Origin of the sequence: Mycolicibacterium gilvum (genome assembly GCF_900454025.1) — a bacterium.
GTDB classification, from domain to species: Bacteria; Actinomycetota; Actinomycetes; order Mycobacteriales; family Mycobacteriaceae; genus Mycobacterium; species Mycobacterium gilvum.
In genome coordinates, this window is sequence record NZ_UGQM01000001.1 from 406,152 (window position 1) to 418,301 (window position 12,150).

The 12,150-nt window shown below is 68.3% G+C and carries 12 protein-coding genes; 2 read left to right on the forward strand and 10 right to left on the reverse strand.

Annotated features, from left to right (window positions below; translation table 11 throughout):
- Window positions 1–10 precede the first annotated feature (10 nt).
- The 5 genes from bluB to DYE23_RS01865 are packed head-to-tail and all read right to left on the reverse strand — an operon-like array spanning window position 11 to window position 4,792.
- Window positions 11–649, reverse strand: a complete 639-nt coding sequence (gene bluB / locus DYE23_RS01845) for a 5,6-dimethylbenzimidazole synthase (RefSeq protein ID WP_011891354.1) — start codon at window positions 647–649, stop codon at window positions 11–13.
- On the reverse strand, window positions 646–1,416 hold the full coding sequence (locus DYE23_RS01850; RefSeq protein ID WP_115326343.1) for a cobalt-precorrin-4/precorrin-4 C(11)-methyltransferase: 771 nt from the start codon (window positions 1,414–1,416) through the stop codon (window positions 646–648). The genes bluB and DYE23_RS01850 overlap by 4 nt, the downstream gene beginning before the upstream one ends.
- Before the next feature lie 39 nt (window positions 1,417–1,455).
- The gene (locus DYE23_RS01855) at window positions 1,456–2,697 is read right to left on the reverse strand and encodes an amidohydrolase family protein (RefSeq protein ID WP_115326344.1); all 1,242 of its coding nucleotides are present in this window, start codon (window positions 2,695–2,697) and stop codon (window positions 1,456–1,458) included.
- A 53-nt stretch (window positions 2,698–2,750) separates the two neighbouring features.
- Window positions 2,751–3,329 carry a TetR family transcriptional regulator gene (locus tag DYE23_RS01860; protein ID WP_013470464.1) on the reverse strand — a complete coding sequence of 193 codons (579 nt, stop codon included), beginning with the start codon at window positions 3,327–3,329 and terminating at the stop codon, window positions 2,751–2,753.
- 38 nt (window positions 3,330–3,367) lie between these two features.
- Window positions 3,368–4,792 carry a WS/DGAT/MGAT family O-acyltransferase gene (locus tag DYE23_RS01865; RefSeq protein ID WP_115326345.1) on the reverse strand — a complete coding sequence of 475 codons (1,425 nt, stop codon included), beginning with the start codon at window positions 4,790–4,792 and terminating at the stop codon, window positions 3,368–3,370.
- Window positions 4,793–5,127: 335 nt separating this feature from the next.
- Between DYE23_RS01865 and DYE23_RS01870 the strand changes: the two genes are divergently transcribed.
- Together DYE23_RS01870 and DYE23_RS01875 are read left to right on the forward strand one after the other, a co-directional pair.
- Window positions 5,128–5,718 carry a TetR/AcrR family transcriptional regulator gene (locus DYE23_RS01870; protein ID WP_011891349.1) on the forward strand — a complete coding sequence of 197 codons (591 nt, stop codon included), beginning with the start codon at window positions 5,128–5,130 and terminating at the stop codon, window positions 5,716–5,718.
- A 48-nt stretch (window positions 5,719–5,766) separates the two neighbouring features.
- Window positions 5,767–7,383, forward strand: a complete 1,617-nt coding sequence (locus DYE23_RS01875; protein WP_013470465.1) for a diflavin oxidoreductase — start codon at window positions 5,767–5,769, stop codon at window positions 7,381–7,383.
- 15 nt (window positions 7,384–7,398) lie between these two features.
- On the opposite strand, the gene DYE23_RS01880 is transcribed toward DYE23_RS01875, so the two are convergent.
- From DYE23_RS01880 to DYE23_RS01900, 5 genes are all read right to left on the reverse strand, one after another.
- Window positions 7,399–8,811, reverse strand: coding sequence for an NCS2 family permease (locus DYE23_RS01880; RefSeq protein WP_011891347.1), 1,413 nt, complete (start codon window positions 8,809–8,811; stop codon window positions 7,399–7,401).
- A 9-nt stretch (window positions 8,812–8,820) separates the two neighbouring features.
- Window positions 8,821–9,081: a hypothetical protein gene (locus tag DYE23_RS01885; protein WP_013470466.1), complete on the reverse strand. Its 261-nt coding sequence runs from the start codon at window positions 9,079–9,081 to the stop codon at window positions 8,821–8,823.
- A gap of 10 nt (window positions 9,082–9,091) precedes the next feature.
- Complete coding sequence (locus tag DYE23_RS01890; RefSeq protein WP_115326346.1) at window positions 9,092–10,258, reverse strand: acyl-CoA dehydrogenase family protein; 1,167 nt, start codon at window positions 10,256–10,258, stop codon at window positions 9,092–9,094.
- A gap of 25 nt (window positions 10,259–10,283) precedes the next feature.
- On the reverse strand, window positions 10,284–11,468 hold the full coding sequence (locus tag DYE23_RS01895) for an acyl-CoA dehydrogenase family protein (RefSeq protein ID WP_099962338.1): 1,185 nt from the start codon (window positions 11,466–11,468) through the stop codon (window positions 10,284–10,286).
- A gap of 141 nt (window positions 11,469–11,609) precedes the next feature.
- Entirely contained in the window at window positions 11,610–12,017 is a 408-nt protein-coding gene (locus DYE23_RS01900) for an STAS domain-containing protein (protein WP_011891344.1), read from the reverse strand.
- Window positions 12,018–12,150 lie beyond the last annotated feature (133 nt).

Sequence of the window (12,150 nt, forward strand, 5' to 3'; positions counted from 1 at the left end):
CGGTGCCGGATCAGGGTTCCGGGTAGCGCTCCCGGTGCACCACGGTGTCCAGCGATCGGCGGGCCTGCCATCCGAACCGTTCGAGGTCGGGAACGTCGGGCAGATCGGCCACCGGGCCCACGCACAACCACGCCACGGGCCGCACATGGTCGGGCATTCCCACCAGTGAGCGCAGCGTCTCCTCGCGGTAGAACGACACCCAGCCGACGCCGAGGCCCTCGGCGGTCGCGGCGAGCCACAGATTCTGGATCGCGCAGACCACGGAGTACAGGCCCGCGTCCGGGATCGCGTGGCGGCCGAGCACCGCAGGGCCGCCGCGGGTCGGGTCGTAGCCGACGACGATGCCGAGACCGGACTCGCAGATGCCCTCGATCTTGATGCGGTCGAAGACGTCGGCGCGCTCGCCCGAGAGCTCGGCGGCGAAGACCTCCCGTTCGCCGGCCACGTGATCGCGGAACGCCCGCAACGTCTCCGGCGAGCGGACCAGCACGAAGTCCCACGGTTGTGACATCCCGACCGACGGCGCGGCGTGCGCGGCGAGCAACACCCGCTCAAGGACCTCGTCGTCGGTGGGGGCGCCGGTGAACTCGCGTCGGGTGTCCCGACGGCGGTTGATCACGTCGTACAGCGCGGCAGTCTCGGCGCTCACCGGTCCCGTCCCGACCGGTCCCGCGACGCGTCGTACAGGTAGCTCTCGCCTGCTTCGGGGTCGGGCCTACCGGCCAGGGCACGTCCGACCAGGATCACCGCCGCCTGCCGCAGGCCGGCGGATTCGACCGCATCGGCGATGTCGGAGACGGTGCCGCGCAGCACGATCTCCTGCGGCTGTGACGCCCGGTAGACCACCACTACCGGGCAGTCGGGCCCGTAGTCGCCCTCGATCTCGGCCATCAGTTCCCGGATCCGGGTGATCGCCAGGTGCAGCACCAGGGTGGCGCGGGTCGCGGCGAACGCGGCGAGCGACTCCGTGTCGGGCATCTGCGTCGACCGCGCGCGGGTCCGGGTCAGTACCACCGACTGCGCGACGAGCGGCACGGTGAGTTCGCGTCCGACCCGCGCGGCGGCCGCCGCGTACGCCGGCACCCCGGGGGTGACCTGCCACGGCACCCCGGCCGCGTCCAGCCTCCGGGTCTGCTCCGAGACCGCCGAGTACACCGACGGATCACCCGAGACCAGCCGCACCACCGCCACACCCGCGCGGTGACCGTCGACCAGTCGCGCGACGATCGCGCCGAGATCGAGGTTCCCGGTGTCGACGAGGTCGGCCGACGGGGAGCAGTGGGCGAGCACGTCGGGGTCGAGGTAGGTGCCGGGGTAGAGCACCAGCCCGGCGTCGGCGAGCAGTCGGGCCGCGCGCACGGTCAACAGGTCCGCGGCGCCGGGTCCCGCGCCGACGAACTGTACCGGGTGATTCATCGGGTGGGAGTCTTCATCGCGTAGGAGTTTAGGCGGGCCTCAGGCGGTGCTCAGCGCCGGAGGCCTGGCAGCTTCGGGGTCGGGGTTGGCGATGGGCAGGCCCATGAAGCGCCGTGCGTTGTCGCCCATGAAGTCATAGGTGCGGCGGACGTCCATGCCTTCGGCGTACTTCCAGAAGCCCTTCGGTTCGGCCAGACCCTCCGGGTGGGGGTAGTCGGAACCGAACATCACCTTGTCCCACCCGACGGTGTTGACGACGTCGGAGACGCAGCCCTCCCAGAACGGGCTGACCCAGATGTTGCGGCGGAACACGTCGAGCGGATGCTCACCGAAGTTCTGCGGCATCTTCTTGGAGAGTTCCTTGAAGTCGTTGAACAGCGGGAAGATCCACGAGCTCCCGTTCTCGACGCTGGCGATACGCAGCTTCGGGAATCGTGTCAGGGTGCCGTGGCAGATCAGGGCGGTGATCATGTCGGCGATCTCGCGGTGGCCGAGCACCATCCAGCGGAACGCGCTCTGGGTCATGAAGTTCTGGGTGTGCGGCGGCTCCCACTTGCCGACATAGTCGTCGAGCGGCGGGTAGCTGGCGTGCAGCACGATCGGCAGCCCCGCGGACTCGACGTCGCGCCAGAACGGGTCGAACTCGGGCAGCGCCGGTGAGCGCCAGCCCCGCAGCCCGTTGACCGGGCCGGGTTTGATCAACGCCACCCTGGCGCCCTGGGCGAGGATGTACTCGAGTTCCCGCTGGGCGCCGTCGACCTCGGAGAGGTTGATGATCGGGGTGGAGAACACCCGGCCCTGGTAGTCGAAGGTCCAGTGTTCGGCCATCCACTGGTTCAGCGCATGGATGACGGCGAGGGTGAGCTCGGGGTCGTCGGCGGTGGCGTGCTCGATCAGGCTGGCCAGAGTCGGATAGTTCAGCGCCTCGCGCACACCCTGGCGGTCCAGTTCGGCGATCCGGTCGGCGGGGTTGCGGGTTGCCGGCGGGGCCTCGATCGCCGGTCCCTGCATCTCCCGCAGCGTCAGGCCCTCGGTGTTCTCACCGGCGAAGAACTTCTCGTGGGCCCCGGGCGCGGCGACCCGCTCGAACGTCGGGTTCGGGATGAAGTCCGACACCCGGTTGTTGATGACGATCCGGGTGTGGCGGCCGAACTGCGCGTACTGCACGGCACGTGAGTACCGCTCGGGGAGGAACTTGGTCAGCGCGTCCGGCGTCTCATACATGTGCTGGTCGGCGTCGAAGATCGGCGCATCGCGGAACTGCGTGGCGGACTCGGGCATACAGGCACCTTACTGTAATGCCAACGGTAGGCGCTACGGGCACCGGTTACGAGCTACCGGGGCAGGCCTCGGTCCAGCAGGTCGAGCGCGTCGAGGAACGACTCCCCGGACATCGGCGCGTCGTCGGAGGCGGCCATGAACACGCCGATGATCGCGCCCGCGGTCACCCGTGCCTGATGGTCGTTTCCGGGTCTGTCCAGTCGCGTCGCGATGGCGTTCGTGAGCCGCCGGATGGCGCCGACGTGCTCGTTCCACAGCGCGCCCTTTGCTTCGGGAAGGCCGTACAACAACTGCTGCCGCGCGAGGATGTAGTCGTAGTCGGACCCCGCCATCGTCTCGAAAACCCGGGCGGCGGCGTGCCGGTAGGCCGCGACCGGTGACAGTTCCGCCGGCGCGGCCAGGAACTCCTCGATGATCGGGTCGAACAGATCGTCGGAGAACAGCACCGATTCCTTGGTGGGGAAGTACCGGAAGAACGTCCGGGGTGAGACGAAGGCCGCTTCGGCGATCTGGTCGACGGTGGTCTGGGCGTAGCCGTTCAGTTGGAACAGCCGGAAGGCTTCCCGGCGCACCGTCTCGCGGGTGCGCGTCTTCTTGCGTTCCCGCAATCCGGGTTTCTCGGCACCGCTCATGCCGTCCATTGTTGCAAGCGGAAAGACTACGGTAGTGGTCAACGCCGCCCACGTTTGCGGGGCTTCGGCCGCGTCGGATCGTCGACCAGGCCGGCCGCGACCTCGAGGTCGTGCAGGGCGGGTTCGATCTGGTCGGCGAGGTCGGCGATGTCGGCGGCGATCTCCGGAGTGGTGATGAAGCCGAAATCAACTGCGCCGCAATAGCTGAAGCACGTCACGTTGAGGGCCACGTCGAACAGCAGGGGGCCCACCGGCATCAGGTGCTCGACCCGCGCGCCACCGAGGTAGAGCGGGAACGTCGGCCCCGGCACGTTACTGATCACCACGTTCATCGGGGCGATGTTGCTCCCGATGCCGCTGGCCGCGTAGGCGCGCGATGCCAGCGCGAGCAGTCCGGGCGGTGTGGTCTCGGTGTAGCCCATGATCTGATGGGCGGTAAGGGCTTTCGTCATCTCCTTGGCGCCCTGGGTGTAGGAGTAGATGGCCTTGATGCGCTCGGCGGGATCCGCGACGTCGGTGGCCAGCACGACGGTCATCGCGTTGACCTGGTTGCCGACGGTGTCGTCGGCCTCGGCGCGGGTGGACACGGGGACCTGCGAGACGAGGGATTTGGTCGGCAGTTCGCCGCGGTCCTTGAGGTAGTTGCGCAGGGCGCCGGACACCAGCGCGAGGACGACGTCGTTGAGTTTGACGTCGAAGGCGTTCTTGACCGCCTTCACCCGCTCCAGCGGGACACTCGCCCCCGCCACGCTGCGATGAGGTGAAATCGGGCCGTTGAAGCGAACATTCGGGGCGTCGAAGTACCGCGGGGGTTTGTTGTCGATGTTGCGGACGGCGATCTGCTGGCGCACCGTCTGTTCCAGCAGCCGCGTGATCCGGTACGGCGTCTTGAACCACACGTTGATCAGGCCGTTGACCGCCTGACGCTCGCGCGACGGCGGCTTGACCCCGACCAGGGAGCGGCTCGCGTCCACCGCGGGCGGGCGCGGTTCGGGAGTGACGTCGAGCAGGATCTCGCTGATACCCGCGCCTGACACCCCGTCGACCACCGCATGGTGCATCTTGGTGACCACCGCGACCCGACCGTTCTCCAGGCCCTCGATGAACCACAGCTCCCACAGCGGTTTCGACCTGTCCAGCTTGTAGGACATCAGCCGTCCCACGAGTTCGTCGAGTTCCTTGCGCCCGCCGGGCGACGGGACGGCGATGCGGCGGATGTGGAAGTCGACGTCGATGTCCTCATCCTCGACGAAGTACGGCCGGTCGAGCCCCAGCGGCGCTCCGACGACGCGCCAGCGCAGCTGGGGCAGTTCGGGCAACCGGCTGATGATCAGGTCGCGGACCTGCTCGAAACCGAAGTCCGGCACATCGGACGGGTCACACAGGGCTATCGCGCCGATATGCATGTGCCATTTGAGATTCTCAGCGAACCAGAAGGCGGCATCGACGCTGGACAGTCGCATTGCATGAGCGTACGGACGCCCCGCTGGCAGCGCCGCCGAATCCGGTGATTGACACGTGTCCGGTCATCGATGCGTCACCGGACGTCCCGGTTTCAGCAACGGCGGCGAGCGTCAGTTTCGAGGCGGGCCGGTGGTGCCCCGATCGGGATGGTCGACGCCGGGGCTAACGGAATGCCGGACAACGGCTTTCGCAACGCCCTCCGACGAGCCGGGCGCGGGCCCGCGCGTTCAGCCTGCCCCGCAGCTGACGTCCCCGTAAGATCTCCCGTGTTGAGACCCGCCGAAAACACAACGCGACCGAGCGTCGTCGCCGCCTCTGCGACGCCGCCATCGCGTTGTTGGCCGAGGACGGGCCGCGCGGTCTGAGCCACCTCAAGGTGGACCGCCGCGCGGAGGTCCCGGACGGGACGACCTCGTTCTACTACCGCACCAGGACGGCGCTGCTGCACGGCGTGGCCGACCAGTTGGTGCGCTACGACGCCGAGGCGTTCACCGACGCGTTCGAGACCGCACCGCTGGACGACGGGGACGTCATCGCCGCGCAGTTGGCCAGACAGATCCTGTCGATCCGTGACGAACCCCAACTCTCCCGCACGCGCGCCCGGCTGGAACTCACGCTGCTCTCCCGCAACGATCCGGTGATCTCGGCCAACTTCCAGCAGATCGGCGAGAGCATGCGGGCACTCGTCGAGCGTCTGGTCGTCGCGGTGCAGGCCGGCAGCAGACCGCTCGAGCGAGGCCTTCTCGACGAGCAGGTGTCGGTGGTCCTCAGCTATCTGGGCGGGCTGATCCTCGCGTTCGCCAACGGGTCACCCGAACCACTGAGCGGCGAGGACATCTCCCGGCAGTTCCGCGCGGTCATCCGCGGGGTGGCGGCCGAACGGGCCGACCGCCGAAGGGAGCCCGCACAGAGCTCCTCCTTCTGAGTAAGGTCACCCTAAGTAAGGGTGTGGCTCACAACGGAGGGTTCGTCGATGGCCGAAGTTCCGCCGTTCTCGCTGATTCTCGGGTTCGCCACCGAGACCGGCAATTCCGCGATGGTGGCGAAGAAGTTCGCTCAGGCGGCAGCCGCGGCCGGCATCGACGTCGAGCCGCAGTACCTCAACGACCTCGACCTCGACGCGCTGAGGGCGGCGACACATTTCGTCGTGGTCACCGCGACCTACGGCGACGGCGAGTTGCCGTACGACGCGGAGGTGTTCTGGGAGGAGCTCAGCGCCGACACCGCCGGCCGCCTCGGCCAGTTGTCCTTCGCGGTCTGCGGTCTGGGCGACAGCTTCTATCCGTACTTCAACAATGCGGGCAAGCTGGTCGACGCCCGGCTCGAGGAGCTGGGCGCCACCCGCATCGTCGACCGCGTCGACTGCGACCTCGAATTCGAAGAGCCTTCCGAGGCGTGGACCGCCGAGGTCGTCGCGCGGCTGGCCGAGCTGACGACGACCACGGGCCGGGCCGCGGTCGTGCCCGCCGACCTGGCACCCGATTCAGCGTGGACCCGCAGAAACCCGTTCCCGGCACGACTGGCGGCCAACCGGCTCCTGACCTCGCCGGGTTCGGACAAGTCGGTGCGCCACTACGAGCTCGACGTCGCCGACAGCGGGATCGTCTACCGGGCCGGTGATTCGGTGGGTGTGCACCCCGTCAACGACCCCCGGCTGGTCGACGCCGTGCTGGCCAGACTCGGCGTCGACGCCGATGTCGTTGTGCCCGAACATGTTCACCCGGTGGGGCTGCTGCTGACGGAACATCTGGAGTTGCGTGTCCCGTCCGGCGCCCTGCAGGCTCTGGTGGCGGCACGGACGAGTGACCCGCAGGTCAGAGCGATCCTGGAGGGTGGTGATTCCGCGGCCTTGACGGGCTGGCTGTACGGCCGCGACGTTCTGGATCTGCTTGCCCTGGCCGACCTCGGCGCCGACGAGGTGATCCCCACCCTGCGGCCCCTGCAGCACCGCGACTACTCGATCGCATCCAGTCCGCTGGTGCATCCCGACCGCATCCACCTGACGGTCGCCGCCATCGATTATCGCGCCCGCGATCGCGCCTACCGGGGAGTCGCCTCCGGCTACCTCGCCGAGCGCGCCGAACAGGTACGAATCCATCTGGCACCCAACGACGGATTCCGGCTTCCGGCACCGGACGTCCCGATCGTCATGGTCGGGCCGGGCACCGGCATCGCGCCGTTCCGCGCGTTCCTGCAGGAGCGCCAGGCCACCGCCGCCACAGGCGGATCGTGGCTGTTCTACGGCGGCCGCCACCGTGCCGACGACTTCCTGTACGGCGACGAACTCGTCGGCTTCCAGAAGTCCGGCACCCTCGACCGGCTGAGCTGCGCGTTCTCGCGCGACCGAGGGCCGCAAGGACCCAAAGACTATGTGCAGCACCACATGACGGCTCATGCCGGCCGGCTGTACTCCTGGCTGCAGGACGGTGCGCACTTCTATGTGTGCGGGGATGCCGACCACATGGCCAAGGATGTCCATCGCGCTCTGCACGAGGTGATCCGGTCTGCCGGCGGACTGTCCGAGGACGACGCACACATCTACGTGAACGACCTGATCACCAGTCGGCGCTATCTTCGCGACGTGTACTGATCCGGATCGGGGATCTCACACGCCCAGCAGGGATTCCAACGGGGTGCGGGCGAAGTACACGGCGAAGCCTGCCGCGACCACCCACAGCAGCGGGCTGATCTCGCGGCCCTTGCCGGCTGCGGTGCGCAACACCGCCCATGAGATGAACCCGACCCCGATGCCGTTGGCGATCGAGTAGCTGAACGGCATCACCGCGACCGTGAGCACCACCGGCAGCGCCACCGAGAAATCCGTGAGGTCGATGTGGCGCAGTTGGGACACCATCATCGCGCCGACGACCACCAGGGCCGCCGCGGCCACTTCCGTCGGCACTATCGACGCCAGCGGCGAGATGAACATCGCCGCCAGGAACAGCACGCCGGCGACCACGTTGGCCAGACCCGTGCGGGCGCCCTCCTCGATACCGGCGCCCGACTCGATGAACACGGTGTTCGACGACGACGAGGTCGCGCCGCCGACGACGGCGCCGGCGCCCTCGACGATCAGCGCCGACTTCAGCCTCGGGAATGTGCCCTTCGCGTCGGACAGGCCAGCCTCGCGGGACAAGCCCGTCATGGTGCCCATCGCGTCGAAGAAGTTCGCGAAAACCAGTGTGAACACCAGCATCACCGCGGCGAGCACCCCGATGCGACCGAAGCTGTCGAGGCTGAACTCGCCGACGAGCGACAGGTCGGGCAGCGCGAACGGCGATCCCGACAGCGTCGGCACCGACAGGCTCCAGCCGCCGGGCTTGTCGACGGCCGATCCCAGATGCCAGACGGCTTCGATGATCACCGCGACGACGGTGCCGCAGACGAGACCGATCAGGATGCCGCCGCGCACCTTCCGGATGACCAGGGCCGCCGTCAGCAGCAGCGTCAGGATGAACACCAGCGTGGGCACGGTGCTGATCGAACCGAGACCGCCGGAACCCAGGCCCACCGGCGGCGACGGCCTGCCCGTCGATCCGATGAAGCCCGCGTCCACCAACCCGATGAACAGGATGAACAGGCCGATACCCGCGGTGATCCCCAGCTTGAGTTCCATCGGCACCGCGTCGAAGACCAGCCGACGCAACCCGGTCACCGCCAGCAGCACGATGAGCAGGCCGTTGATGACGACCAGACCCATCGCCTCGGCCCAGGTGAGGTCGCCGACGACGGTGGTGGCCAGGAAGGAGTTGATGCCCAGCCCGGCGGCCAACGCGAACGGCAGCCGCGCGATCAGGCCGAACAGGATCGTCATCACGCCGGCCGCCAGCGACGTCGTCGCCGACACCTGGGCGAAGTCCAGCTTCGCGCCGGTGACGTCCTCCGACCCCGACAGGATGATCGGGTTCAGCACGATGATGTAGGCCATCGCGATGAAGGTGACGACGCCACCACGGATCTCGGTGCCCAGCGTCGACTGGCGGGCCGTGATCTCGAAGAATCGGTCCACTGAGTTCACGTCGCGGTCCTAGAAGCGCGGCGCGGGTGCCGGCGGAGGCGGCGCGACCGGCATGCAAAGCCCGGTCTGGGTGTCGAGGAACTTCCCGGCGACGCAGAACGGCGAGCAGCCGTAGATGACACCGGTCTGACCGGGAGGGCACTGCGCGTGGGACGTGGCCGGCCCGGTCTGCAACGCGGCGGCCAGCGGCGCCCCGACGAGTGCAGCAGCGACGGCTATGATGCCGAGATATCGCGAAATCTGTTGTCTCGCAGTTGTCTTGGCCAGCATGGTGTCCCTCTCAGCTCGGCATACCGGTGGCGACGCGAGGTGCGTCCTTCTCGGGCGCGACATCGAGCACGAAGTCGGCCACCCGGGCCCGGTGTTCCTCGGCGCCACCCAGCAGGGCGGCGTCGGTGTAGGCCCGCTTGTAGTACAGGTGGGCCTGGTGTTCCCAGGTGAATCCGATACCACCGTGGACCTGAATGGTGTCGGTCGCAACCCGAACGAACGCCGCGGAGGTGGTCGCCTGCGCGATGCTGACCGCCAGCGCCGGGTCGTCGGAACCGTCGCTGAGCGCCCAGACCGCGTGGTAGGCGGTGGACCGGGCGTGTTCGAGGGCGACCAGGTCGTCGGCGAGCCGGTGCTTGACGGCCTGGAAGGAGCCGATGGGCCTGCCGAACTGCAGACGGTTCTTCGCGTAGTCGACCGACAGGTCGAGCAGATGCTGCGCCGCACCGACCTGTTCGACGGCGAGCAGTGCCGCGCCGACCTGAAGTGCGTGGGTGATGACCCGCTCGGCCTCCTCGGGGCCGGCGATCAGCTGCGCCGGCGCGTCGAGCAGCCCGACAGTGGCCTGCGGCCGGGTCAGATCCAGAGTCGTCAGCCGGATGCGTTGCACGCCAAGCGAATCAGCCTCGACAGCGAAGAGGCCGACTCCGTCGGGCGTGGTGGCGGCGACCAGCAGGACATCGGCGGCACCGGCATCGACCACCCGCTCGACCGTGCCGGAGAGAGCCCAGCCCTGCTCGGTGGGCACGGCCTGCACCTCGACCGAGGACGCGTCGAACGCACCGGCGTCGTCGCGCACGGCGAACGCCGCGGTGCGCGTGCCGTCGACGAGCGGACCCAGCAATTCCTCGCCGCCCGAGGCGGCGACCAGCGCGGGGATGGCGAGATACACCGTGCCGAACAACGGTCCGCACGCCAGCGCGGCGCCGAGTTGCTCGACGGCCACGGCCTGGTCGACCAGGTTGCCACCGGCGCCGCCGGCGGACTCCGGAACAGCCATGCCCAGGACGCCGAGCTCGGATCCCAGCCTCGACCAGACCTTCGCGTCGAACGGCGGATCGGATTCCATCGCCGCCCGTACCGAGCTCTCGTCGACGTGGTCGGCGCAGAACGCCCGCACCGCGGCGCGCAGCTGGTTCTGCTGATCGGAGAAGACCCACTCAGCCACCTCAGCCATGCTCCTGGGCTGATCCGCAAGCTCCTCAGCCACGCGGAATCTCCTTCCACGCCATTCCCGCATCCGCCCTCAGATCGCCCGGCAGTCCCAGTACCCGCTCGGCCAGGATGTTGCGCATCACCTCCGACGTGCCTCCCTCGATCGTGTTCGCGCGGCTGCGCAGGAAACGCTGCTGGATCGGTCCGCGCCAGTCGGCGGCATCGCCGTCGCCCATGCCGTACCCGTCGTACAGGATCCCCTCGGGGCCGAGAAGATCCATGCAGAACTCGTAGATGTGCTGGTTGAGCTCCGCGCCGACGAGCTTGCCGACCGAACCCTCCGGGCCCGGCCCGCCGACGGTCGCCGCGGCCCGCGACCGCTCCGAGGTGAGCCGCTGGGCTTCCGAGCGCAACCACAGCGAGCTGAGCCGGTCCCGCAGGACGGGCGTGTGCAGATCCGGCCGGGACGTCCACAGCGCGACCGCATCCGAGATGGTGCCCGCGCCGCGCCTGCTACCGCTGCCGCCCAGGGCGCTGCGCTCGTTCATCAGCGTCGTCATGGCGACCCGCCAGCCGTCGCCGACCGCCCCGAGACGGAAGGTGTCCGGGATGCGTGCGTCGGTCATGTAGACCTCGTTGAACTCCGCGTGCCCGGTCAGCTGGCGCAGCGGGCGGGTCTGGACGCCCTCGCCGTGCATGTCGATGACGAAGTAGGTGAGCCCTTTGTGCTTGGGCATGTTCGGGTCGGTGCGGGCGAGCAGCAGGCCCCATTTGGCCCGGTGCGCGAGGCTGGTCCAGACCTTCTGGCCGTTGACCACCCAGGTGTCGCCGTCGAGCACCGCCGAGGTCGCCAGACCGGCGAGATCCGAGCCGGCACCCGGCTCGGAGAACAGCTGACACCAGATGTGCTCGGTGGTCGCCAGCGGACGGAGCAGCTGGCGGCGGACGTCGTCGGTCTGCGCGTGCTCGCGCACCGTCGGGGCGGCCATGCCGTACCCCATCGGGTTCAACCCCAGCGGTACCGGGCTACCGGCGCCCTGCAGGATCCCGTCGGCGACAGCCTGCAGGCCGCGGGACACCCCGAGGCCGCCGAAACCTTCGGGGAAATGGACCCAGGACAGCCCGGCGTCGAAACAGGCGCCGAGGAACTGCTGGATCGGGACGGTCTTCGGATCGTGTTCAGCGACCACCCGCCGCGCGGTGTCGGCGACGAGGTCGGCGTCAGTGCCCATACGAGCACATTAGCCAGTGCCTCTCAGGCAGGTACGCGCAACCGACTCAGTGAGCGGTCAGCGCGAGGTGCTCGTGATGAGCCCTGTGACGACGCTGGAGGAGGAATCGGAGCCACCGAACATCAAGTAACACAGTGATCCTTACGCAGTCTTGGTGAGCAGGGGGAGCAAACGGCGGCGCGCGACCATCGCATCGGCGAAGTGGTTGAGCGCCTCGGGGACCGAGCCAGCCGCCGGGAATTCGATCCCGGAGTCGCGGAGGGTCTGCTCGACCGCGCGACTGGCGATCAGCGACCACTCCTCACCGGCAGCGGTGCAGAGGTCATCGATGACGAACAGCAGCGAAATGGCTTCCTCGCCAAAGGAATCGACCTCGCTGAGGTCCAGGACGAAAGGCTTCTCCGGAAGGATGAAGCGGTCGATGTAGCGGCCGGCGCGTTCGACGTTGGCATTGTCGAGGCGGCCGGCCACCTTCACGACGGTGGCCAGCTGACGACAATGCGCCCTAATGTCAGCGCCGGCGCAGTGAAACGTCGGATTGCCGTACATCGCAGCCCCCTCGATCTGTTGCTCGCGTACCTCCCAGGGCGGGCGGTATGTAGCTCAAGGTAGTAAGCCAATTTAAGGCTGTCGGCAGTAACGACTAATTGTTCGGTAAGAACCTGGAGCAGGCTCGTCAGCA

What these genes read in the sequence shown, in the direction of transcription:
- DYE23_RS01850 (WP_115326343.1), bottom strand. Translation starts at nt 1,416, where the DNA reads ATGAATCACCCGGTACAGTTCGTCGGCGCGGGACCCGGCGCCGCGGAC.
- DYE23_RS01865 (WP_115326345.1), bottom strand. Translation starts at nt 4,792, where the DNA reads ATGCGACTGTCCAGCGTCGATGCCGCCTTCTGGTTCGCTGAGAATCTC.
- DYE23_RS01900 (WP_011891344.1), bottom strand. Translation starts at nt 12,017, where the DNA reads ATGTACGGCAATCCGACGTTTCACTGCGCCGGCGCTGACATTAGGGCG.
- DYE23_RS01895 (WP_099962338.1), bottom strand. Translation starts at nt 11,468, where the DNA reads ATGGGCACTGACGCCGACCTCGTCGCCGACACCGCGCGGCGGGTGGTC.
- DYE23_RS01885 (WP_013470466.1), bottom strand. Translation starts at nt 9,081, where the DNA reads ATGCTGGCCAAGACAACTGCGAGACAACAGATTTCGCGATATCTCGGC.
- DYE23_RS01855 (WP_115326344.1), bottom strand. Translation starts at nt 2,697, where the DNA reads ATGCCCGAGTCCGCCACGCAGTTCCGCGATGCGCCGATCTTCGACGCC.
- DYE23_RS01860 (WP_013470464.1), bottom strand. Translation starts at nt 3,329, where the DNA reads ATGAGCGGTGCCGAGAAACCCGGATTGCGGGAACGCAAGAAGACGCGC.
- DYE23_RS01875 (WP_013470465.1), top strand. Translation starts at nt 5,767, where the DNA reads ATGGCCGAAGTTCCGCCGTTCTCGCTGATTCTCGGGTTCGCCACCGAG.
- DYE23_RS01890 (WP_115326346.1), bottom strand. Translation starts at nt 10,258, where the DNA reads ATGGCTGAGGTGGCTGAGTGGGTCTTCTCCGATCAGCAGAACCAGCTG.